Origin of the sequence: Kitasatospora sp. NPDC058444 (assembly GCF_042721415.1) — a bacterium.
Taxonomy (GTDB): Bacteria; Actinomycetota; Actinomycetes; order Streptomycetales; family Streptomycetaceae; genus Kitasatospora.
This window is the reverse complement of sequence record NZ_JBHXLL010000007.1, coordinates 208,976-231,406: the sequence shown is the minus strand read 5'-3', so window position 1 is coordinate 231,406 and position 22,431 is coordinate 208,976. Positions and strand designations below refer to the sequence as shown.

At 75.2% G+C, this 22,431-nt stretch carries 15 protein-coding genes; 3 read left to right on the top strand and 12 right to left on the bottom strand.

What is annotated here, in order from left to right; translation table 11 throughout:
* Positions 1–43 precede the first annotated feature (43 nt).
* The 4 genes from dpgD to ACFWP2_RS11460 all read right to left on the bottom strand — a co-directional run bounded on the left by dpgD (position 44) and on the right by ACFWP2_RS11460 (position 5,846).
* Complete coding sequence (gene dpgD, locus ACFWP2_RS11475; protein ID WP_380450145.1) at positions 44–880, bottom strand: enoyl-CoA-hydratase DpgD; 837 nt, start codon at positions 878–880, stop codon at positions 44–46.
* A 74-nt stretch (positions 881–954) separates the two neighbouring features.
* Positions 955–2,505, bottom strand: a complete 1,551-nt coding sequence (locus ACFWP2_RS11470) for a hypothetical protein (RefSeq protein ID WP_380450144.1) — start codon at positions 2,503–2,505, stop codon at positions 955–957.
* 14 nt (positions 2,506–2,519) lie between these two features.
* Positions 2,520–4,565: a hypothetical protein gene (locus ACFWP2_RS11465; RefSeq protein WP_380450143.1), complete on the bottom strand. Its 2,046-nt coding sequence runs from the start codon at positions 4,563–4,565 to the stop codon at positions 2,520–2,522.
* Between the two features lie 231 nt (positions 4,566–4,796).
* Positions 4,797–5,846: a hypothetical protein gene (locus ACFWP2_RS11460; RefSeq protein ID WP_380450142.1), complete on the bottom strand. Its 1,050-nt coding sequence runs from the start codon at positions 5,844–5,846 to the stop codon at positions 4,797–4,799.
* A gap of 355 nt (positions 5,847–6,201) precedes the next feature.
* Between ACFWP2_RS11460 and ACFWP2_RS11455 the strand changes: the two genes are divergently transcribed.
* Complete coding sequence (locus ACFWP2_RS11455; protein WP_380450141.1) at positions 6,202–6,669, top strand: helix-turn-helix domain-containing protein; 468 nt, start codon at positions 6,202–6,204, stop codon at positions 6,667–6,669.
* 124 nt (positions 6,670–6,793) lie between these two features.
* Here the strand turns inward: ACFWP2_RS11455 and ACFWP2_RS11450 are convergent, their stop codons facing one another.
* Together ACFWP2_RS11450 and ACFWP2_RS11445 are read right to left on the bottom strand one after the other, a co-directional pair.
* Positions 6,794–7,306, bottom strand: coding sequence for a hypothetical protein (locus tag ACFWP2_RS11450; protein WP_380450140.1), 513 nt, complete (start codon positions 7,304–7,306; stop codon positions 6,794–6,796).
* A gap of 106 nt (positions 7,307–7,412) precedes the next feature.
* The gene (locus tag ACFWP2_RS11445; RefSeq protein WP_380450139.1) at positions 7,413–8,960 is read right to left on the bottom strand and encodes an RICIN domain-containing protein; all 1,548 of its coding nucleotides are present in this window, start codon (positions 8,958–8,960) and stop codon (positions 7,413–7,415) included.
* A gap of 487 nt (positions 8,961–9,447) precedes the next feature.
* On the opposite strand from ACFWP2_RS11445, the gene ACFWP2_RS11440 reads away from it, so the two are divergent.
* Entirely contained in the window at positions 9,448–12,321 is a 2,874-nt protein-coding gene (locus ACFWP2_RS11440) for a M48 family metalloprotease (RefSeq protein ID WP_380450138.1), read from the top strand.
* 31 nt (positions 12,322–12,352) lie between these two features.
* Here ACFWP2_RS11440 and ACFWP2_RS11435 read toward each other — a convergent pair whose 3' ends face one another.
* The gene (locus ACFWP2_RS11435) at positions 12,353–13,192 is read right to left on the bottom strand and encodes an arylamine N-acetyltransferase (RefSeq protein WP_380450137.1); all 840 of its coding nucleotides are present in this window, start codon (positions 13,190–13,192) and stop codon (positions 12,353–12,355) included.
* Between the two features lie 272 nt (positions 13,193–13,464).
* Here ACFWP2_RS11435 and ACFWP2_RS11430 point away from each other — a divergent pair, with 272 nt between their 5' ends.
* On the top strand, positions 13,465–16,209 hold the full coding sequence (locus ACFWP2_RS11430) for a WD40 repeat domain-containing protein (RefSeq protein WP_380450136.1): 2,745 nt from the start codon (positions 13,465–13,467) through the stop codon (positions 16,207–16,209).
* A gap of 53 nt (positions 16,210–16,262) precedes the next feature.
* On the opposite strand, the gene ACFWP2_RS11425 is transcribed toward ACFWP2_RS11430, so the two are convergent.
* From ACFWP2_RS11425 to ACFWP2_RS11405, 5 genes are all read right to left on the bottom strand, one after another.
* On the bottom strand, positions 16,263–16,880 hold the full coding sequence (locus tag ACFWP2_RS11425; RefSeq protein WP_380450135.1) for an RICIN domain-containing protein: 618 nt from the start codon (positions 16,878–16,880) through the stop codon (positions 16,263–16,265).
* A 35-nt stretch (positions 16,881–16,915) separates the two neighbouring features.
* The gene (locus tag ACFWP2_RS11420; protein ID WP_380450134.1) at positions 16,916–17,554 is read right to left on the bottom strand and encodes a hypothetical protein; all 639 of its coding nucleotides are present in this window, start codon (positions 17,552–17,554) and stop codon (positions 16,916–16,918) included.
* A 280-nt stretch (positions 17,555–17,834) separates the two neighbouring features.
* Positions 17,835–19,898 carry an NAD-dependent DNA ligase LigA gene (ligA, locus tag ACFWP2_RS11415; RefSeq protein ID WP_380450133.1) on the bottom strand — a complete coding sequence of 688 codons (2,064 nt, stop codon included), beginning with the start codon at positions 19,896–19,898 and terminating at the stop codon, positions 17,835–17,837.
* Positions 19,899–19,983: 85 nt separating this feature from the next.
* A complete protein-coding gene (locus ACFWP2_RS11410; RefSeq protein WP_380450132.1) occupies positions 19,984–20,922 on the bottom strand; it encodes a hypothetical protein in 939 nt (312 codons plus the stop codon).
* Complete coding sequence (locus tag ACFWP2_RS11405; protein ID WP_380450131.1) at positions 20,919–22,397, bottom strand: phenylacetate--CoA ligase family protein; 1,479 nt, start codon at positions 22,395–22,397, stop codon at positions 20,919–20,921. Before ACFWP2_RS11405 ends, ACFWP2_RS11410 begins: the two co-directional genes overlap by 4 nt.
* Positions 22,398–22,431: the final 34 nt, after the last annotated feature.

Below are 22,431 nucleotides of genomic sequence, written 5' to 3'. Positions count from 1 at the left end.
GCGGGCTCCGGCGGCGCGGGCGCCGGACCGGCCCCCGGCCGGTTCAGCGCCCGCGCCACACGGGTTCGCGTCCCTCGGTGAAGGCGCGCGGCCCCTCCTTGGCGTCCTCGCTGGCCCGGCGGACCTGCTCCCAGCGGTAGCGGGTGGTGAACGCCCGCTCCAGGGGAAGGTCCACCGAGCGCAGCACGGCTTCCTTGAGGGCGCGCTGGGACAGGGGTGCGCAGCGCAGCAGGTCGGTGGTCCACCGCTCGACGCACGCGTCCAGCCGGTCGTCCGGGACGACCTCGTTGACCAGTCCGTGGGCCAGTGCCTCGTGCGCCGTCATCCGGTGCCCGGTGAGCAGGTAGCCCATGGCGGCCTTGAGCGGGATCTGGCGGGCCAGTCGGAAGGCGCCGCCCGCGCCGGGGACCAGGCCGAGGGTGGCTTCGGGCAGGGCGAAGACGGCGCTGTGGGCGGCGATCACCAGGTCGCAGGCGAGGACCAGTTCGAAGCCGCCGCCGAGGGCGTAGCCGCGGACCCGGGCGAGGACCGGTTTGGAGAGGGAGAAGCGGTCGGTCAGGCGGGGCGATCCGGGCAGGCCCTTGGAACCGAAGGTCGTCGGCGGGGTTCCCTCGCGGTCGAGCCGGGCCCGTTCCTTGAGGTCCTGTCCGACGGAGAAGGCGCGTTCGCCCGCGCCGGTCAGCACGACCAGCCGTACCGCGTCGTCGCGTTCGACCTCGTCCCAGACCGCGCCGAGTTCGGCGTGCATCCGCTGGTCCATCGCGTTGAGCACGTGGGGCCGGTTCAGGGTGACGCGTGCGACGTGGCCGGCCCGTTCGTAGAGCACGGGCCGGTCCGTCGCGGGGTCCTGGGTCGCGGGTGGCTGCGTCGCGGGGTCCACGCGGGCAGGCTACCGGTGGGGGCGGGCCGTGGTGCGCAGGCCGTGCGGTGGCGGGTGGCGGCGGGTGGGGCGGTTCAGCCGTCGCTGCCGATCGCGCAGTTGGCGTCGGGGGCGTGGCCGAGGGGCCAGGCGAGGGTGTCCAGGACGGCGTTCTTGCTCGCCGGGTCGAGGTGGACGATGGGCACGGCCTTGTTGTGGGCGTTGCCGTACTGGTCGAGGCAGATCCAGCCGCTCGCGCCGTCGACCCGGTACTCGCCGTGCATCCGCAGCCAGCTCCGGACGACGTCGTCGGTCGAGGGCTTCTTGACCTCCCCGACCGTCCGGTCGCGGATGCCCGCGATGGCGGTGGAGACGGAGTCGTAGGTGATGATCACGCGGCCGTCGCGCAGGTCGGCGGGGCCGATCGCGTCGGGTGCCTTGGTGTCGGGCTGGCCCAGGAGGTCGGCCAGGTCCTTCGAGGCTTCCTTGGAGCCGCCGGGGGCCTCGGTGCTCTTCTCCCCGAAGGTGTCGGGGTGGGCGAGGGCGGTGTAGCGCACGGTGATGCCGGCGCCGGCGGTGAGGGCGTCCCACTTGTCGGCGAACTTCGCGTCGACCATCAGGGTGGAGGCGTGCGAGCCGGTGACGACCGTGTAGTGCTTGTTGCACTTGCGGTTGCCCAGTTCGACGAGGAACTGGCGCAGTTGGACCGGGCGGCCGGCGAAGTAGAGGGTGGTGGCGGCGGAGGTGCAGATGCTCGGCACCATCTGGTGGAAGTCGTTGGCGAGGTTGCCCTCGTCGTTGAAGTCGGGCGGCGACTGGTAGGTCTCCGGGGCGTTGGGGGCGCCCTTGGTGAGCTTCTCGAAGGTCTGGCGCAGGGTGGAGAGGTAGTTGTCGTTGTCGCGGGTGTCCTCGATCACCAGGGCTTCTTCGGGCTTGACGGCCGCCCCGTACGAGGTGAGGGCGCCCGCCTGGTCGGCGTTGCCGGGGGCGATGCGCGCCAGTCCCGGGTAGCGGCGCGGGTCGGCGGGGGTGTTCTTGATGTCGTCCGCGGTCATGGGGCCGGCGACGACCGGGATGTGCTTGTCCGCGGTGAGGTAGCGCACGGCCTGTTCGGTCTCGGCGATGCTGATGTTGATGCCCGCGACGGCCCGCAGGTTCTGCTTGTCGTCGGTCACCGCCTGGGCGAGCTGGTCGGCGACGGCGCGCCACTGCTGGTAGCCGCGGCCGGGGTTGGCCAGCACCAGCCGGATCGGGGGCTGCCGCTTGTCCTTGTTCCGGTCGTCGTTGGCCCAGTGCTGGGCCAGGTAGGCGCCCTGCACCTGTTCGACCAGCTCGCGCCGTTCGGCGGGCGCGGCGGAGGTCATGGGGATCATCAGGGCGACGGTGACGGGCGAGCTGTCGGCCACGCGGTCGTTCTCGGCCTTGATGCGGGCGCTGACCTGCTTCAGCTCGTCGGTGAAGACGTAGGCGCCGTCGGTGACGCCGATGCACTCGTTGCGGTCTCCGCGCTGTTCCACGCCGGGGGCGCAGGAGGGGTCGTCGACCACCCACTTCTCGTATCCCAGGTAGCCACCGGTGGCCAGGACGGCGACGGCCACGGCGGCCGCCAGCGCGCGGTTCAGGGGCCCGGAGGGCAGCAGGCTCATGGTCGGGAGTCTCCTCAGATCGGGAGGTGGGGGGCCTGGACCCAGCGCCGCAGGAGCTGCGGCCAGGTCTCGTACGCCCGGAAGAACACCGCCTGGTGGGCGGCCCCGGCATGCTGGGCCAGGGTGAGCAGCTGGAGCCGGACACTGCCGATCAGCTGCTCGTCGGGTGGTGCGAGCGGGTGCGACTGCCGCCACAGCGCGTGGACGAGGGACTCGATCGCCTGGTGCACGGGGGCGTCGGTGCTCCCGCAGGCCGGGCAGTCCTCGGGCGGTGCGGCGAGGGCGGTCAGGTTCCGGGGCGGGTGCGGCGCGGCGCAGATCAGGTTGAGGGCGGTGAGCCAGCCGACCGGGTCCTGGTCGGCCAGGCGCCGGTGGAGGGCGCGGGCGACGGTGCCGGTGTCGAGGACGGCGAGCGCGTGGTGCAGGAAGCGCTCGTCGGGCGGGGCGGCGTCCTGCGGGGCGTGGTGGTCGCAGAGGGTCTCGTGGAGGTCGTGCCACCGGTCGGCCCCGGGGGTCTCGCCGAGCAGGGTGACCAGGTGGTGGCCGAGCAGGGCGCGCAGGGTGGGGTCGCCGACGAACGGCACTCCGGTGACCGGCCACGGGCGGGCGCCCCAGCGGTCGCGCACCAGCAGCTGTCCGGTCGTCTGGACGCGCAGGAGGTCGTTGTCGCCGGGCGGGTGTTCGGCACCGAGCGCCTGGGCGGCCTCCTCGTCGAGCGCCGGGGAGAAGTGGGCCAGGCGGGCCCGGGCGGTGTCGTCGGGGACCAGCAGGCGCAGCAGCCGCTCGTGCACCCGGGTGTCGGGCTCGTCGTCGGCCGGCAGGTCGAGCAGGGCGCGGGGGTCGGGGCTCTGCCCGAGGCGCACGGCCCGTCGGCCGGCCTGGACCAGGGCGTGGGCGATCCCGGCCCGTCCCGCGCTGAGGCGGTGGATCAGCTGGGCGATGTCCGGCCCCGGGTGGTCCGTGCCGAACATCCACGTGATCTCGTCGAGGGTGAGCTGGGCCAGGGGCAGCCGCAGGGTCCAGCCGTCCGGCGTCCGCGGCCGGTCCGCGCGCCAGAACGGGCCGGCGGCGTTGCGGGTCGTCGCCTGGACGTCCTCCGGTTCGGGGGCGGCCGGTTCCGGGGCCAGGACGGTGGCGACCACGCCGGGCCGCGTCCGGACGTCCTCCTGGTGCCAGACCTCGGTCAGCATGTCCAGGACCGGCCGGCCGAGCGGGGTGTGGGCGTTGTCCAGGAGCAGCAGCGGGCGCGGCAGCCGGTTCTTCCGGCGCGGCCAGGTGTAGTGGTCGTCGATGTCGGCGAGGAGGGCGGCCATCAGGTGGCGCTCGGCGCGCTCGCGGTCGTGCGGGTTGCCGCGGAAGGCCCGGGCGAGTTCGGAGAGCTGGACGTTCGCCTCGCCCTGGGCGCTGACCCTCCGTTCGGCCCACCAGCGCAGGCCGTTCTGGTTGGCGCGGGCGCCGAGCAGTTCGGTGGCGACGATGTCGGCGAGCGAGGCGACGAGTTCGTTGACGCCGGGGCCCAGTCCCGCCGCGGTGCCGAGGTTCGGGGCGACCTGTCTGATCCAGCCCGCCACCTTGTCCCGGCGCGCCTGGGCGTCGGGCTGGCTCTCGCGCAGCAGGCTCTCCAGGCGCCGGCCGGCGGCCTCCAGTTCGCCGAGCCCGACGGTCTGCCAGCTGGTGACCGCCAGCAGGCCCTGGGTGAGCCGGGGGAAGGACACGCCCGCGCCGAACCGCTTCGCCCGCCGGCTCAGCTCGTAGCGCAGGTGGAAGAGCAGGTCCGAGGTGTGGGAGGCGTTGCTCAGGTGGGGGGCCTCGTTCTCGGCGGGCAGGGCCAGGCCCGGCCGGCCGAAGTCCGCGCGCCCGAGGTCCGCGTACGCCTGGGGCAGGCGCTCCGCGTACCGGTCCTCCAGGGTCTTCAGGAGAGTGGTCTTGCCGGTGAGGCGCCCGCCGGCGCACTCGACCAGCAGGGGTGTCCCGGCCGGGGTGCGCAGCCGGTCCCCGTCCCCGGGGTCGGGCCCCACCAGTTCGAGGCCGACCAGTGAGGGAACGACAGCCTTGAACACAGCCGCTCGTCCGTCCAGAACCACCGCGCCCCCAAGTCCTCCGGCGCGGCGGGAGTGCGCCGCGACGGATGGAGGATAGGGGAGCCGGACGCTCCGCCACAGGGGTATCGCGGTACGGCCGGTCCTCGGTTGCCGATTCGTGATCTGCCTGATATGTCGTCAAATCGCTTGCGGGGAGCGGGCGGTGGGGCTGGTGGTGCCGGCGGTACCGGTGGGACTGATGGGGCCTGGTCAGCTGGGCGGGCCGGTCCAGATGACGTTCTTGTGCTCGCTCCCGGCGCCGTGGTCGAACCTGACGGAGAACGGGTCGGCCGCGTCGGCCGGAAGGGCGTACGCGGTCAGCCCGTCGGCCTCCTCCCCCGGGGCCAGGGACCTGGTGAGGATCTTCATCCGTCCGCTGCCGTCGATCAGGGTGAAGACGAGGCCGCCCTTGGCGTCCCTGACGGTGGGCAGCCCCGACCCGTAGAGCGAGACCTCCGCGGACCCGGTGTTGACGACGGTGATCCTCACCTGGACGATCCTGGCGTCCTTGGGGATCTCGCCCACGCTCCCGCGCGGGACGTACGGCTCCGGCGCGGCCATCGTCACCTTCAGCCCGTCCGGGTACGTGTAGGACTGGCCGAACGACAGGCGCCGGGCCCGCTCGTCCGCGGCCTCCTTCTCCTTCTCGGCCTCGATCCGCTTGCGCTCGGCCTCGATCCGCGCCTTCTCCTTGGCCGCCCGTTCCTGGGCGGCCTTGGTCGCGGCCTCGGAGCGGGCGCGCTCGGCGTCCGCCTCGGCCCGCCGCTCCTCCTTGACCGTCTGCACCCGCGACACGACGAACACCCCGGCGCCGACCGAGACCAGCAGGCCGGTGACGCCCAGGATCACGCCCGCCAGGGCCATCGCCCGGTTGGTCGCCACGCCCCTGCGCGCGTAGCCCAGGCCGATGGCGCCGAAGACGACGGCGAGCAGGGCCGGCAGCCAGGACAGCCAGAACAGGATGACGGCCAGGCCGAGGACGACACCGAGGATGCCGAGCACCAGGGCGGCGATGCCCAGGCCGTTGCGGGGCTGCGGGGCGGGCATCGGCATCGGGTACGGCGGCCAGTACGGCACGCCGGGGGCCCCGGCGGGGGCGGGCGCGGTGACGGGCGGCGCGGTGGCGGGAGCGGGGGCGGTGGCCTCGCCCCCGCGCGGAGTCTCGCCCTGACCCGGGATCAGCGGCGGCGCCCACGGGTCGGCGCCGGCCGGCTCCTCGGCGGGCGGCGGGCTGCTGTCGGGCGGGACGGGAACGGTCATACGGGATCCTTCGAGAACGTTGGGATGACGAGCTGCCGTTCGACCCCGGGCCGAGGCCCCTCTCCCCGGCTCCCCGGCGGCAGCGCCCCGCCCTGCGCGGGACGGCCGCCACGTCGTGCCGGACCCGCGCGTCAACCCCCTGGGACGGGACGCCGACGGAATCGGCGAGTGATCAACATACAGGTGCCCGGTGCCGGCCCCGACGCCGCGGTCCGCGGGCAGCACCCACCGGCGGGCGGCTTCCCCGGGGCGGATTCCGTGGGGCGGATTCCCGGGGCGGCTTCCCTGAGTCGGCTTCACCCAGGGCAGAACGCCGTGCCCTTCCCCCCGGGCCCGCCGTCCCTAGGCTGAAGGGGTGAGCACTCATGCGCCGAACGAAGCCCGCGTCATCCCCCTGCGACCGCACGCCTCGCCGCCCGCCTCCGACGAGCAGTCCCGCACCCCGCGGACGCCCGCGCGCAGGGAGCCGCTGTGGCGCGATGTCGTCGGCGACGTGCTGCGGCGCGAACGGCTCGCCCAGGAGCGCACGTTGAAGGACGTCGCCGAGGCGGCCCGGATCTCGATGCCGTACCTGTCGGAACTGGAGCGCGGCCGCAAGGAGGCCTCCTCCGAGGTGCTCGCGGCGGCCGCCCGGGCACTGGGGCTCGGCCTCGCGGACCTGCTCTCGCTCGCCCAGGACGAGCTGGCCCGCTACGCCCCGAGCCGAACGGGCCGGGCGGGCCTGGCGGGCCTGGCGGGCCGGGGCCGCTCGGGCCACGACCTGGCGGGCCGGGGCCGGACCTCGCCCACCGGGCGGTACGACGGCCTCTGCCTCGTCGCCTGACGGGACCGGAGCGCGGCCGGCCGCCGCCGGGAACGCGGCCGGCCGGCCCGACACAGGTCGGACCGGCCGGGCCGCTCACCACGGTGGGGTGCTCCCGTGGTGCCGTATCGCGGTGGTGCGGTGGCTACCGGGACCAGGCGGAGAACTCGGCGGTGGCGTTGTTGCCGCCGCCGCCGGCCGGCTGCGGCACGTAGAACTTCAGGTCGGTGAAGCTGGAGTCGTAGCTGTTGGAGCCCACGTACGGGTTGTTCCAGTGCACCTGGACGATCCGGCCGTTGAGGACCGGGTCGGCGCAGTTCTCGCTGAAGAACCGGGCGTGGCCCTCGGTGCCGGTGGCGAAGCCGTTGGACTCCGAGGACCACTGGCCCTGCTGCTTGTCGTAGATGTGCACCGGCGGCTCGGAGGTCCAGATGCCGTGGTCGAGCCACCAGTTCTCTCTGGTGAGGGTGCAGCCGGTCCAGTTGTTCAGCTTGACCGCGGTGCTGCGGGCCGCGGCGGTGACGGCGGGAGCGGCGACCGTCTTCGTCCCGGCCGTGGCCGTCACCGGTGCGGCGGAGGCCGCCCCGGCCAGTGCGAGCGTGAGCGCGGCCGCGGCCGCGGCCGTCACGGTGCCGGTGATCCTGGCGTACGTTCCCATGGTGTCCCCCCCATTTCGGGCCGCCGGGCTCTCCGGCGGCCGTGGATCACTCTGCGGCAGCGCGATAAACCGCGAATTGACGTCCGCTGACAGGGCGGCGGCCCCGTCAGGCGAGGGTGGCCCAGTCCTGGGTGTTGGCGCTGCTGGACGGGTTGACGGTCACCGCGGCGCCGGCGCTGACGGCGGCGCTGTCGAGGACGTAGCCGGTGGCCGGGTTGGTGATGGTGAAGGTGCCGCTGGCGTTCTGGGTGACCTGCCACTTCTGGTACTGGCTGGCCGAGTTGAACGCCTGCAGGGTGACCTGGGCTCCGGCGCCGGTGGGGGCGGTCAGGGTGAGCGGGGTCGGGCAGCTGTCGTAGATCCTGGCCGTGCCGTCGCCGTTCGCGTCGAACTTCCACCGCTCCGAGGCGTGGGTGGAGTCGTAGGTGTTCAGATCGGCGACGACGTTGGTGGTGGCCGCGCACTGGCCGGCGTGCTCCAGGGCCAGGCCGCCGCCGTTGGTGAGGGCGTGGTACTGGTTGTCGCCCACGACCGTGGGGCCGTAGTCGATGGTGTGGGCGGCCAGGGAGGTGAGCGCGCTCCCGGTGGTGGAGAGGTTGCCGGCCGGGCGGTCGGTCTTGAAGTAGTCCGCGAAGGTGTTCGGGGTGTGCGAGGTCAGCACGGCGATGGTGCCGTTCCAGCCGCCGTCCACGTGGTTCCAGAGGTCCAGCAGCGAGCCGTCCACGTTGCCCTGGACCTGGTCCCCGGTGTTCCAGCCGGTGGTGTAGGTGAACGGGTAGCTGCTGCCGTCGGGCCAGACGTAGCGGTAGTCGCCGAGGAGGTAGGCGGCCGTGGAGTCGGCGAAGCCCTCGGTCCAGGCGCAGCTGCCGGAGCTGACCAACTGGACGTAGTGCGGGCTGCAGTTGGTGACGGCCGGGAACGAGCCGTTGTACAGCCGGTGCATCAGGAAGTGGCCGGACTCGTGGAGCACGGTGTGCTCGGAGTCCGGGTCGGCGGCGGCCAGGTGGACGGTGTTGGACAGGTCGTAGTACGTGCCGTCGGTCGAGTTGGCCGTCCACCGGATGTTGAGCTCGGTGCAGGAGTCGCTCGCCTCGTGGGAGGACCAGCAGGCGGTGGTGGGGTTGTTGCGGTTCGCGTACAGCAGGTAGACGGTGTCGAAGGCGTGCCAGGCCCGGGAGGTGGCCGCGGTGGGCTTCAGCGTGCCCAGGGAGGTGCTGGCGGCGAGGTTGTTCTGGGCGGTCGAGTCCATCGTGTAGGGCGTGCCGGTGGTGTCGCTGACCTTCCAGTACTGCACGCTCTCGGTGCGGAAGCGCACCCACATGGTGCTCATCGAGGTGGTCGTGGTGGGGGTGTAGCAGAGGTTGAAGCTGCCGTCGGTGCCGGTGGTGCGGTAGTCGGCGGTGAGCTGGTGGGAGGTGTCGGTGGCCTTCTCGGCGCCCCACAGCTGGATGTCGGCGTTGCGGACCGGCTTGGTCATCGTGGGCTTGTTCGTGCCCGCCTCCGCCGACTGGTAGTCGTACTGGAGGGTGCCGCTCAGGCAGATGGGGGACGCCGCCGCGGCGTCGGACGCCGTCAGCGGGACGAAGGCGGTGGCGGCGAGCAGGGCGGTGCCCAGGGCGGCGAGGCCGCGCGGGAGTCGCAGTCCGATGGCCAAGGTCGGTTCCTCTCGGGAGAACGGGCACGCCCGGCGTGCCGGTGACGGTGCGGAGGGTGCGGTCGCGGTACGGTGCGGTGCTGTACGCGGCGGACACCGTCGGCGGTCGGGTGTGGTGGAGCGTCCCCGACCGGTCGGAGCCGCGGCGCCGTTCACCGGCGTCCGGACCCGCATCGCCCAGGATCACCTCGGGGTTCCGGCCGCGGTAGGAGCGCTCGGAAGCGCAGGTGTGGGCCGCGGATCCGGCGGAATCACTTCGGTCGCGAACCCTCCTCCGCACGCCCGGCACGCCGCCGGCGCGCCCGGCGCGGACCGGCCCGCCGGGCGCAGCTGGAAGAACCGCTGGATACCGGCCCTCTCTTGGGGGTAAGTTCCGCCCACACACCGGCAGTTGACGAAAGATCAGCTGGGAGGTCGGGCGGATGGCCGGATCGCTTCGGGACGTCGTCGTGGCAGTGGTGGCACAGCCGGCCGTGGAGCCGCCGGCATGAGCGCGCCCGCCGCGCCGCCGGTGCCACCGATGCCGCCGGAGCCGCCCGCCGCCGCGCCGGTCCTGGACCCGCGGGTGCTGCCCGCCGGAACCGCTCTGCGGTTCGGCCTGCTGCTGCTGTCCATGGTCGTCGCCGGCCACCACATGCTGACGACCATGCTGGACCTGGTCCGCACGGGCCGGGGGGCGGAGTACGTCTGCAAGCTGGCCGCCGGGTTCGACCCGGACGCGGACTTCCTGGCACAGCTGGACGTCGCCCCGTGGACGGACCCGGCCCTGCGCGCCTGCCTGGCCGCCGTTCCGGGCGATCCGTCGTGGCCGGTGCCCGTCGCGTTGGCGCTGGTGCTGGCCGCGGCGGCGGCGCTGTACCTGCTGCTGCCCCGCTGGCGTCGGCGCTCCCGCCGGCTGGTGCCCGTCGACGAACCGCTGCGGGCGGAGCTGCGGCGGCTGGCGGAGCGGGCGCGGCTGCCCGTGGTACCGGAGTTCGTGGTGGACCCGGGCCGGCTCGACCCGGGGGCGGTGGCGTTCGGCCACCCGCGCCGCCGCACCGTGTGCCTGTACGGGGGGCTGTCGGTGACCTGGCGGACCGACCCGGCCGGGTTCCGGGCCGTGGTGCTCCACGAGTTCGCGCACATCCGCAACCGGGACGTGGACCTGGGGTACGCCGTCACCGCGCTGTGGCGGGTGTTCGCGCTGCTGGTGGCCCTGCCGTTCGTGCTGCTGGTCGGCGGGACGCTGGTGGGCGCGGAGTTCGGGCTCTTCGTGGGCGCCGACCGGGTGTTCTGGCCGGCCGGGCGGGCGCCGCTGGTGCGGCAGGCGGCCACCGCGCTGGGGATGGCGCTGCTGGTGGTCCTGGCCCGCGCCGACACGCTGCGCCACCGGGAGCTGTACGCGGACGCGGACGCCGTCGCCCTCGGCGCCGACCGGCGGGTGTGGGACGTGCGCGACCCCGTGGGCCCGGCCGCCCGGCTCGGCCGCCTCTGGCGCTCGCACCCGACCTGGGCGCAGCGGCGCCGGGCCTTGGACGATCCGGCGGCGCTGTTCACCCTGGCGCCGCTGCAGACGTTCCTGGTGGGCGCGGCCGGCGTCGCCGTGCCCCTGCTGCTGCCCCCGCTCGCCGGCGGGGCGGTCGGGGTGTGGCTGGCCACGGTGCCGGCGGCGCTGATCCTCGCGGTGGCGGCCTGGCGGTCGACGGCGTACGCGGCGCACCGCGGGACGGCCGGGCCGGACGGCCTGCGGGCGGGGCTGTGGCTGGGCGCCGGCCTGGTGGTGGGCGAGCTGGCCGTGGACATCACCGCCGGCGGCCGTTGGCTTCCGGAGCATCCGCTCGCCCTGCTCGTGTTGCCGCTCGGCGCCTTGGCGTACGTCCCGTGGCTGGTGCAGTGCGCCCGGCTGGGGCTGGCTCCGGGGCGCCGAGGGCGGGTGGCCGCGGTGGTGGCGACGGCGGCGGCGGTGCTGGTCGCCGCGGCCGGGCTGGCCTGGTGGTCGACGGGCGGCCACCTGTACACCGCCGGGGACTTCCTGGCCCAGAGCGGGATCCGGGAGGTGCTGCTCCAGCAGTTCCCCGAGGCGTGGGAGCGGCACCGGGCCGAGCTGGAGTGGATCGCCGCCGTGCTGCCGCGGCTCGGCACGGACGGGAGCACCGTGGCCTTCGCCGCGGCCGCGGGGGCGCTGTGGGCGCTGCCGTACCTGCTGTGGCTGCTCGGCGGGCGCCGGGGGCTCGGCCGGGCGCTGCGCCGCGGGCTGCTGGGCGGTGTCCTGTGCGTGGTCGGGGTGCTGGCGGTCAAGGCGGCGCTGTACCCGGGCCGGCCGCCGCTGGGTGAGCGCGCGGGCGGGTTCGCGCTGCGGTACATGTGGTGGCTGACGGTCGCGATCTGGGCCGCGGTGGTGGTCACGGCGGTGGTCGTGGCGCTGGTGTCCCGGCGGCTGTGGCTCGTCGGGGCGCTGGTGGCGGCGGGGATCGCCCAGGCGTTCGCGCTGGTGGCGGTGTTCCTGCTGATGTCGGTGGACGGCTGCCTCGGGCCGCTGCGGACCATGGGCGACAGCTGTCTGTGGGTGCCGCAGGGCAGTTGGCCGCTGGTGCGGATGCTGGCCGGGCCGGTGCTGCCGGCGCTGTTCGGGGCGGCGATGGCCGCGGCACTGGTGCGGCTGCCGCTCGCGCTCGTCCGGCGGTGGAGCGGCGGACCGCAGGTGGACGGCCGGGAGGCGGACGGCCGGGTGGCGCGTTCCGGCGCCCGGCGGGCGGTGCTCGCCGGGGTCCTCGTCGGGGCGCTGGCGCTGGGGCCCGTCGCCGTGCAGGCCTCGGCGTCGGGCTCGGGTTCGGGTTCGGCGGGCGGGCTCGGCTCCGCGGTGCAGCGTCCGGCCGACGCCCGGTCCGAACGGGTGCGCGTCTTCCAGCTGCTGATGTGGTACCTGGTCGGCGGGAAGCAGGACGTCCTGGCGCTCATCGAGGGGTACCGGGCCTTCTACGACGAGGTCCAGGAGCTCGATCGGATGGCGCGCGAGCACCCGGGCGAGCAGATCCAGGTCGACGGCAGCCGCTTCGCCGGGATCTGCACCACGCTGGACCGCGCCGCCGGGACCGCCCTGGGACACCTCCACATCCCCGACTCCGGTCTGGACGGGCCGTGGTGGGCGGCGCTGGAGCAGACCCGGCGGGCCGGGCAGCACTGCGCGCAGGTCATGGACCGCGACCGCGAGGAGCAGCCGGGCGAGGGCGACGCCGTGCTGGCGGAGGTCGCCGACGGGTTCCGTTCGACCGTGGGCGCCATCGAACCCGTCATGCGGCGGATCGAGACCGACGGGCCGCGGTACTGGCCGGACCTGGTCCGCATCACCGGCCCTCAGCCCTCGGGGCGGGCTGAGGGCTGAGGGCGGTCCTGTGCGGGCGGCCGCCGGTCCCTCAGCCCGGGAGGACCGGGAGGACCGGGAGGACCGGGAGGACCGGCAGGCGGTCCAGGGTGATCCCGAAGCGGGTGCGGTAGGCGGCGAGGGCCTCGTCGGCGGCGAGGGTCCGCTCGGTGCGCCCGCCGGCCGGGGTGGTGGTGATCAGGCGGCTGCCGCTGATGGTCACCCGGCCGCCGTCCGCGGTGAGCAGTGAGCAGGTCGTCGAGCGGGTGAAGTGGGAGTGCGGCGAGGTGGCCTGCCACCAGCAGGTCGGGGCGAAGTCGGCGAGCTCGTACGGGCGCAGGCCCAGGCGGTACTGCGGTGTGCCGTTCTGCAGGACGTCCAGGTCGCCGTGCCCGCCGGTGGGTGCGAGGGTGAACACGCCCTCGGCGTCGGCCTGTTCGCCGCGTTCGTCCAGGCGCAGCGGGTGGCGGCTGAAGCGGCCGAAGCCGACGTCGACCAGCCACGGCTCGTCGAGGTCCACCCGCAGGGCGAGGTGGTCGAAGGGCGGGCCGAGTCGTTCGCCGTCGAAGACGCGGGCGGCGAGCAGGCTCACCCGGTAGCCGAGCGAGGTGAGCAACTCGGCGAAGGCACCGTTGAGTTCGTAGCAGAAGCCGCCCCGGCGGCGGGTGACGACCTTCTCCTGGAGGGCGTCGGGGTCGAGGTCGACGGGCTCGCCGAGGTGGATGCTGAGGTTCTCGAACGGGACGGTGCGCAGGTGTGCGAGCTGGAGCCGGGCGAGGGCCTGTGGGGAGGGCGCTCCGGGGTCGGGGAGGGCGATGCGGTCGAGGTAGGCGGAGCGCTGGGCGGCGGTGAGGCCGGCGGACGGCTGCTCGGGGTGGGGCGCGTGATCCATCCGACCATTCCACCGGGGGTGCGGACCGCGGGGCCATCGACTTTTGGTCCTACGTCCTGAGTCCTGAGTCCTGCCGTCCTGCGTCTTGCGTCCTGTCGTCCTGCGGTTTCCTGCCGGCGAGCCGCGGGGCAGGGCGGGGGCAGGGCCGGGCGGGCTTGCGGGCGGGACGTCACTTTCCGTCCGGTCGCCCGGGGTAGGCGCCCCGGGGCCCGGTCGGCGTGGCGGGGTGGGTCATTAGGGTGAACCGTCCGGGTACGGGAGTGGGGAGAGCGATGAGTGACGCGAGGGAACACCGCGGCTGGGTGGGCCGGTTGTTCGGCGGCCGCCGGGAGCGCTCCGGGGGCGGCGCACCGGTGCGGCCCGCCGCCGAGGACCGCAGGGCGTGGGCGCGCCCCGGGGAGCTGGTGGACCTGTCCGCCCTGCCGCCGCGGCTGGCCGAGGAGATGGTCCGGGTCGCGGCGGCGATCGACGCCGCCGACCAGGCGCGCTTCCGCGGTGACCGGGCCGAGGCTCACCGGCTGCTGCGCGGCGCGGTGACGACGGAGATCGATCCCTACCGCCAACTGGCCGAGGAGCGGCTCGGGGTGATGGTGTCCGAGGACGGCGGGATCGAGGAGGCGGTGGCGCTGTGGCTGCGCGCGGCCCAGGGGCCGGACGCCCAGCTGCGCCGCGCCGTCGCGGTCTACCTGGGCTCGATCCCGTTCGCCGACGCCGGGTTCCTGGTGAACGCCGATCCGGCGACCGTGCTGGCCCTGCTCCCCGAGGCGTGGGGGTTCGGGCGGGTGGGCGCCGCGGTGTACGAGGCCTCGGCCCACCGCCACCGGGAGGCCGGCGCCGCGGTGCGCCGCCAGCTGCTGGCGCTGGACGCCCTGCGGTACGGGGACGGCGAGCTGGCGGCCCGGTTCGAGGCCGTCCCGGTGGCGGGCGAGCGCTTCCCGCGCCGGCGCGCCGAGTGGGCCAGCGGCGCCCAACTGGGCGGCTGCCGCTGGAGCGTGGCCGGCCACGAGGAGGGTGTCGCGGCCGTCGCCGCGGTCCCGGCCGAGGTGGACGGCCGCCCGGTCGTGGTCACCGGCGGGGACGACGGCACCGTGCGCCTGTGGGACCTGGCCACCGGCGAGGCGGTCGGCGAGTCGATGGCCGACCACGCCGGGAAGGTCTTCGCCGTGGCGGCGGCCGAGCTGGACGGCCGGGCGGTGGCGGTGTCGGCCGGGACCGACAAGGCCGTGCGGGTCTGGGACCTGACCACGCGCCGGCTCCTGTACCCGCCCCTGCCCGGGCACACCGACTGGGTGACCGGGGTGGCCACCACCGTGGTGCGCGGCCGGCCGGTGGCCGTCAGCTGCGGCCACGACCGCACTGTGCGGGTGTGGGACCTGGCCACCGGGGAGCCGGTCGGCAGGCCGATGCGGGACCCGGCCGACTCCCGCGCGGGCCGGCTGACGGCGCTGGTGACGACGGTGGTCCTGCGCCGGCCGGTGGCGGTGACCGGCGACTTCCACGGGACCGTACGGGTGTGGGACCTGGTGAAGGGGCGTCAGCTGCCGCCGGTGCCGGACGCCGGGGTCGGCTCGGTGCAGTCGCTGGCCGTGGTGGACTCCGGCGGCCGCCCGGCGGTGGCCGTCGGCGGGTCGGGCGGCGCGACCGCCCTGTGGGACCCGGCGACGCTCAAGCGGCTGGGCGAGCGCCTGGTCGCGGCGAACGAGTGGCCGCAGGAGGTGGCTGCGGTGGCGACCGGGGCCGGGGCGGCGGTGGCCACCAGCGACGCTTCCGGCCTGGTGCGGCTGTGGGATCCGGCCACCGGACGGCAGTTCACCCAGGCCTTCGCCGGGCCCCGCGGCCGGACCCGGGCGCTGGCCGCGACGACGGCCGAGGCCGGGGACGCGCGGCCGGTGGTGCTCGTCGGCACCGGCGACGGCCGGGTGCACCGCTGGGACCCGGCCGTCGACGGCCGGTCCGTGGGCGACCCGCGGCCCGGGCACGGGGCCGAGGTGACCGCCGTGGCGACGGTCGAGGCCGACGGCGCCTCGCTGGTGGTCAGCACCGCCTGGGACGGCTCGGCGCGCCTGTGGGAGCTGGCCACCGGCGCCGAGGTGAGCACGCCCTTCGCCGAGACCGGGGAGCCGGTGGAGGCGATGGCGACGGCGGTCGTCGGGGGCCGGCCCGTGGTGGCCACGGTCGAGTCGTACGACCGGGCGCTGCGGCTGTGGGATCCGGCCTCCGGGGAGTCGGCGGGTGCGCCGCTGGTCCACGACGCCGACGTGGGCGCCGTGGCGACGACGGTGCTGGACGGCCGGGCGGTCGCCGTCACCGGGAGCGCGGACGGTCTCGTCCGCGTCTGGGACCTCGCCACCGGCGAGGTCCTCCACGGGCCGCTGGCCGGGCACGGGTCCGAGGTGACGGCGGTGGCCACGACGGTGCTGGACGGCCGGGCGGTCGCCGTCACCGCGGACGAGGGGACGGTGCGGGTGTGGGAGCTCGCCTCCGGCGCCGCGCTCGGCGGGCCGATCGGGCTGCCGGGCGGCGGGCCCTCGCGTGACGCGGACGAGGCGGACGACGAGGACGACGAGGACCGGGACGACGAGGACGCGGACGACGAGGACCGGGAGGACGAGTCGGAGGACGGGCCGGTCATCGAGGTGCTGGCCACCGCGGTGGTCGACGGCCGCCCCGTCGTGGCGGCGGGCAGCGACGACGGCCTGGTCCACGTCTGGGACCTGGCCACCCGCACCCTCCTCGGCCCGCCCCTGCGCGCCGCCGACGACGACACCGCCGCGCTGGCCACCGGCCGGGTCGCGGGCCGCTCGGTCCTCCTCACCGGCGGCGACGACGGCACCGTCCGCACCTGGGACCTGGCCACGCTCGCCCCGGTCGGCCCCGACCTGGTGCTGCCGCTGCCGGTCCACGCCCTGGCCGCGGCCGCGGCGGACCGGCTGGTGGTCGGATTCGGCTGGGAGGTCGCGGTGTTCCGCCTCGTGGAGGGCGCCGAGCCCGCCGAGCCCGCCGACGCTTCCGCGTGAGCGTGGGGGGTCCGGCCCCGGCGGGCCGGACCCCCCACGTGCGGCACGGGACGTCAGGGGGCGAGGTGGTCCAGCGTGAACAGGGTGGACCGGTAGGAGTACTGGGCCAGGACCGAGCCCGCGGCGCCGTTCGGGTCGGCGACCGCGGCGAATTTCGCGCTGTGGCCCACCCGGAGGACCACCTGGTCCGAGCCGGGTATGGCGGGATGGATCCGGAACTGCTGGTTGCCGTAGATCCAGTCCCAGCAGTCGGACACGGAGAAGTTGGCGCCGTCGGCCAGCCCCTCGTTCGGGTCGGTCGGGTTCTGCTTCCAGATGCCCAGGCAGGCGTTCTCGTTCGACCGGTTGCGGAAGATGAAGAGCTCGCTGTCGTTCTCGTAGTGGCACAGCTTCCACTGCTGGTTGTAGCCGCCGGTGTCGGGGTTCTGGACCACCTGGCTCCAGGCGCTGCTCAGGCTCTTCTCCAGGAGCTGTCCGTACGGCGTCTTGATCCGGTAGTAGCCGTCGTCGCAGACGTAGTGGTGCCAGTCGGTCGAGGACAGCCCCTGGGGCGCGGCCGACGCGGGCGCCACGAACAGGGTGAGGCCGGCCAGCGGGGCGAGGAGGGCGGCGCCGAGGGCGCGCAGCGCCGTGCCCCGGCGGGTGGTCGTGCGGCGCTGCGGGTTCGTCACGGTTTCCTCCGTCGTCAGGTCGGTGGGCACGGCGGTCAGCAGCTGCTGATGAGGAGTTGGGCGGCCCGGCGCACGGTGCCGGCCGGCTGGGCGGGCGCGCAGCCGACCGAGCCGATCTCCGGGGACTCGTAGGTGGTGAACGTCCCGGGGGTCGGCGAGGAGGTGACCCAGATGCCGCTGGTGGGGCCGGTCTGGGCGCAGATGCGGTTGACGTACTGGCCGGTGACGACCCGGGTGCCCCGGTAGAGGCCGTACCGCCCGGGGTCGTTGAGGTTCCAGACGTCGCTCACGGTCTGGCTGGTGGTGCTGGAGGTGGTCTTCTGGACGGAGAAGCCGACCTTGGCCTCGACCTTGAGCCACAGCGGGCCCGCCGAGGCGGTGATCTCGGTCCTGTTGTCGACGGTGGTGGTCACCGAGCTGATCCTGGTCAGGGTGTCGCTGTGCTGTCCGGTGGTGCCCGGGGCGACGTTGACGATGAGGAAGTCGGTGACCGTGGGGGTGACCTGCACGTTGACGGCTTCCATCGTGGTGCGGTCCACGGCCGGGTTGCAGAACGTCGGGAGGGTGTCGGCGTGGGCGGCCGGGGCGGCGCCGAGGCCTAGCAGGCCCACGGCGACGGCGGTGGTGGCCGCGGCGGCGAGGGTCCGCCGGCGGGTCCTGTGGACGAGGGTCATCTGGTCTCCTCCGTGGTGGGGTGGACGGTCCGCACTCCCGCGACCGAACGCGCGCGGGGACGGGCGGGGCGCGGGGGTGCGATCCGTCGTGCGGTGGACACCGCGCCCGGCCCGATGACCATCCTGCGCAAGGCCGTCACGATTTCCTCACGACCGGCTCACGGTGCGGTGAGGGCTGGGGCGCGCCGGTGTCGGGGTCGTCCACGTCCACGGGGTGTGTCCGGACCCGTCCGCGGGCCGGCGGGGCCGCGGAGGGGGCCGGTCGGGGCCTGAGCCGTGGTCAGGCCGGGAGGTGGGCGGCCACCAGGGTGGCGAACTCCTCGGGGGTGAGGATGCGGATGCCGAGTTCCTCGGCCTTGGCGCGCTTGGAGCCGGCCTTCTCGCCCGCGACCAGGAGGGTGGTGCGCTTGGAGACCGAGGAGGAGGCCTTGCCTCCGGCGCGTTCGATCAGTTCGTTCATCTGGTTGCGGGAGAGGTCGGCGAGGGCGCCGGTCATGCTGCCGGTGACGACGACGGCCTCGCCGGCCAGCGGGCCGCCGTCCCCGGCGCTCCCGGCGTTCCCGTCGCCGGTGCCGCTCTCCCCCGCCGCCGTGGCGGGGGTGGTCGGGGCGGTGACGGCGGTGCCCACGCCGAGGGCGGCGAGGCGGTCCAGCAGCGGGGCGAGGTCGGCGAGTTCGGCGGCGACGACGCGGGCCTTCTCGGTGCCGATGCCGTCGACGCCGGCCAGGGTCTCGGCGTCGGCGGCGCGGATCGCCGCCATGGAGCCGAAGTGGGCGGCGATCCGGCGGGACATGGTCCGTCCGGTGCCGCGGATGCCGAGGGCGCAGAAGACCCGGTTGAGCGGCTGGGTGCGGGCGGTGTCGATCGCGGCGAGCAGGTTGTCGGCGCTGGTCTCCCCCATCCGTTCCAGGGTGAGCAGTTGCTCGCGGGTGAGGGTGAACAGGTCGGCGAGGTCGGCGACCAGGCCGGCTTCGACGAGCTGGACGGCGCGGGTGCCGCCGAGGCCTTCGATGTCGAGCTGGTCGCGGCCGGCCGCGTAGAGGACGGAGGCGACGGCCTGGCAGTTGCGCCCGCGTATGCAGCGCCAGCGCTGTTCGGTGGTGTCGATGGCGTCGCCGCAGCGCGGGCACGTCTCGGGGAAGGCGATCGGCTGCTCGGCGCCGGTGCGGGCGTCGAGCACCGGGGCCTCGACCCGGGGGATGACGTCGCCGGCGCGGTAGACGAAGACCTGGTCGCCGATCATCAGCCCGCGCCGTTCGATGTCGGCGGGGTTGTGCAGGGTGGCGAAGGTGACGGTGACGCCGTCGATCACCACCGGTTCGAGGACGGCGCGCGGGGCGATGATCCCGGTGCGGCCGACGTTCCACTCCACCGCGAGCAGCCGGGTGACCTTGTGCTGGGCCGCCAGTTTGCGGGCCACCGCCCAGCGCGGCGCGCGCGAGCCCAGGCCGGCCTCGGCGCGGTCGGCGGCCAGGTCGGCCTTGACCACCACGCCGTCGATCCCGAAGGGCAGTTCGGCGCGCAGGGCGGCGATCTCCTCGATGCGCTGCTGGACCTCAGGGATGCCCGCACAGTGCCGCGGGCGGGCCGCGGTGGTGGCGGCGGTGTTGGCGCCGAGGGCGGCGAGGTGTTCCAGGAGGGCGCTGTGGTCGAGGCCCTCGGGGCCGACGGCGTCGTAGGCGAAGAAGGTCAGTTCGATCCGGTAGGGGCGGTCCTTGGCCCGCAGGGTGCCGGCGGCGCCGCTGCGGGGGTGGGCGAAGGGGGTGGCGCCGTGCTCGGCGCGCACCCGGTTGGCGTGCTCGAACTGGTCCTGGGTGAGCAGGACTTCGCCGCGCAGTTCGATGTCGGCGGGCTCGGCGAGCTCGGCGGGCAGGCCGAGGACGGCGTCGGCGGCGTGGGTGATGTCCTCGCCGGCGAGGCCGTCGCCGCGGGTGATCAGCTGCTGGAGGCGCCCGGCGCGGTAGCGGGCGGCGACGGCGAGGCCGTCGAGCTTGGGCTCCACGCACCAGGCGGCGACGGGCCGGCCCAGGCGCCGCTCCAGGCCGGCGGCCCAGGACTCCAGTTCCTCGGCGGAGAACACGTTGTCCAGGGAGAGCATCGGCGCGCTGTGCGGGACGTCGCCGGTGGCGGCGCCGCCGGCCACCTTTCCGGTCGGCGAGTCGGGCAGCGTCTGGCTGGGGTGGGCGCTCTCGTAGGTGGCGATGGCCCGCAGCAGGGCGTCGTACTCGTCGTCCCCGAGCGGGGTGGAGCCGTCGGCGTAGTACGCGGCGGCGGCCTGGACGGCGGCGGCGACGGCCTCGGCGTACGCGGAGGGCGAGGACAGCGGGGCTGCGGTGTCAATCATGGGGGAATCATGACGGCCGGCACTGACATCGACCAGGCGGTGACGGCGGCGCCGGGCGGGCCGGGCGAGCGGCCCGGAGGCGGGCCTAGGCTCCCTCGGGGGTGCCCTCGGGGACGGGGACGGCGAGGGCGGCGTCGGGTTCGGCGCGGGAGCGGGCCGGGAGCGGGAGCGGGAGCGGGTGGCCCGCGCGCCACTGGGCGGTGGTCCGCTCGCCGCCGTGGCGACGCCGCCAGTACAGGTGCTGGGCGACGATCAGCGGGCCCAGCGCGGTGAGCAGCGGGAATCCGGTGGTGAGCCACCCGAGGGCGAAGCAGGCGCTGACGGCGCTGGTGGTCAGCAGGCCGGTGAGGGCGGCGGCGGTGGCGGCGGTGCGGCCGTGGGCCTTGGCGGCGACCAGCGGGTAGAGGACGAGCAGCAGCAGGTCGCCGAGGCCGACGGCGACGGGCTGCGGGCCGCCGGTGAGGGCGAGCAGCGGGGCGAAGGGGCGGTCCTGGACCTGGGCGAAGAAGCGGGCGGTGGTGTCGGTGAGGGTGGTGGCGGCCAGGTCGTAGCCGGTGAGGACGGCGGCCAGGGCGGCGGTGTGGGCGGAGCGCAGGCCGCTCTGGGCCCAGAGGTTGGCGACGCCGAGGACGGCGACGGCGATCACCAGGTCGCTGCCGGCCCGGGCGGCGCCGGGGTGGCCGGTGAGGGCGGCGAGCGTGGTGGCGGCGGTGGCGGTGAGGGCGGCGGCCCAGGACCAGGGGGCGGCGCGCAGCCGGGTGGGGGCGAGCAGCGGGGCGAGGGTGAACTGGACGGCCAGGCAGCCGACGAGGCCGAAGACGGCGGAGACGGCCGCGCCGGGCAGGGCGGTGTAGAGCAGCGGGGCGAGGACGACGCCGGCGCACAGGACGGCGACGTCGCCGCCGGTGTAGACGCCGACCGGGGGGCGGGGCATCCGGACGCGGGCGAAGTAGCGGGCGGCCAGGGCCAGTTCGGCGGCGACGGCGACGCTGAGGGCGGCCAGCGCGGCGGGGCTGACGGTCATGCGCTGCCTCCCGGGGCGCGGTCGGAGTCGTCGGGGGTGTCGAAGGTGTGCTCGCGCAGGTCGGCGCGCAGGGGCGCGGTGGGCGGCATGGCGGCGCGGTCCTCGTACAGCACGATGTCGGACAGCCGCAGGCCGGCGGCGTGGGCGCGTTCCTCCAGCCGGCCGAGCAGGGCGGTGGCGGGCAGGCGGGCGACCAGCAGGTGCAGGCGGGCGGGTCCGTGGGGGCCGTCGGGGCCTTCGGTGAGGGCGTGGCGGGCGGGCAGCGGGACCTCCGGTTCGGCCTCGACCAGGTCGAGCACCTCGCGGGTGGTGACGGTGCGGCTGAGCGGTCCGTTCCAGCGGCCGAGGATCTCGGAGGTGGCGGGCAGGTGGGCGAGTTCGCAGGTGGGCGGCTCGGCGGGGAGGCGGACGAGGTCGCCGGTGGCGTAGCGCAGCAGCAGGGTGCAGTCGCGGTAGGGCACGTAGGGGGTGTGCACGACGGTGCCGGTGGCGCCGGGGGCGGTGGGTTCCCGGGTGAGCGGGTCGAGGACTTCGAGGTGTCCGAACTCGGTGGTGTGGTGGAGGTGGCCCTGGGTGCAGGGGGTGGCGCCGGAGGGCACGATCTCGGTCATCAGGTAGGCGGAGGTGGCGGGGGCGCCGAACACCGCCTCGGCGCGGCGGCGCAGGGGCGCGGAGAGCACCTCGCCGCCGACGCTGATCGACCGGAGGCCGAAGTCGCGGCTGCGCCACGGGTGTTGTTCGGCTTCCTGGACGAGGGCGGCCAGGTAGGAGGCGGAGGTGGTCAGGTGGGTGATCCGGGGGTCCTTGCCGGGCAGGCCGAGCGGGGCGGCGAGGCGGGCGAGGGCCACGGCGGGGGCGACGGTGCCGAACTGGACGAAGCCGGCGCCGGCGCGGGTGGCCGACTCCTCGGCGTTGACCAGCGGCAGGGTGGCGCGGGAGCAGCCGGCGTAGGCGACGGTGTGGCGGGGGCGCAGGCCGAGGCCGAGCACGGCGGAGATGGTGCTGAAGGCGACGGCGCACTCGAGTTCGGCGCGGGAGAACCACACCGCGGTGGGGGTGCCGCTGGTGCCGGTGGTGAGCGCCATCAGGGCGGGGGTGGCGGCGTCCGAGACGAAGTCGGCGGGCCGGGCGCGCAGCGCCTGTTTGGGGGTGACGGGGACGCGCGACCAGTCCTCGGGCTCCAACCGGGCCGGGTCGAGGCCGAGTTCGGCGAACCGCCGGCGGTAGTGGGCGGTGTGCCGGGCGGCGGCGCGGGCGGTGGCGCGCAGGCTGCGCCGGGTCACCTCGCGCCGCACTCCGGGGTCGACGTGTCCGGCCCGGCCGGGCAGCAGGGCGGAGTCCTCGCCGGGTTCGCCGAACTCGGCGATGGTGGCGACCAGGTCGCGCGCGAGGCGTTCCAGGTCGCTCGGGTGTATTCGACGGTTCGTCAGAATCGCTGCGCCGTAGCGCAGTTGGCTCAGCGCTGTCGCGAACAAGCGGGCTCCCCAAGCCAGGGTCGGACGGTACGCC

Coding starts and splice junctions, on each gene's coding strand:
- ACFWP2_RS11410 (WP_380450132.1), bottom strand. CDS start 20,922: ATGACCGTCAGCCCCGCCGCGCTGGCCGCCCTCAGCGTCGCCGTCGCC.
- ligA (WP_380450133.1), bottom strand. CDS start 19,898: ATGATTGACACCGCAGCCCCGCTGTCCTCGCCCTCCGCGTACGCCGAG.
- ACFWP2_RS11460 (WP_380450142.1), bottom strand. CDS start 5,846: ATGACCGTTCCCGTCCCGCCCGACAGCAGCCCGCCGCCCGCCGAGGAG.
- ACFWP2_RS11420 (WP_380450134.1), bottom strand. CDS start 17,554: ATGACCCTCGTCCACAGGACCCGCCGGCGGACCCTCGCCGCCGCGGCC.
- ACFWP2_RS11435 (WP_380450137.1), bottom strand. CDS start 13,192: ATGGATCACGCGCCCCACCCCGAGCAGCCGTCCGCCGGCCTCACCGCC.
- ACFWP2_RS11440 (WP_380450138.1), top strand. CDS start 9,448: ATGAGCGCGCCCGCCGCGCCGCCGGTGCCACCGATGCCGCCGGAGCCG.
- ACFWP2_RS11470 (WP_380450144.1), bottom strand. CDS start 2,505: ATGAGCCTGCTGCCCTCCGGGCCCCTGAACCGCGCGCTGGCGGCCGCC.
- ACFWP2_RS11450 (WP_380450140.1), bottom strand. CDS start 7,306: ATGGGAACGTACGCCAGGATCACCGGCACCGTGACGGCCGCGGCCGCG.
- ACFWP2_RS11430 (WP_380450136.1), top strand. CDS start 13,465: ATGAGTGACGCGAGGGAACACCGCGGCTGGGTGGGCCGGTTGTTCGGC.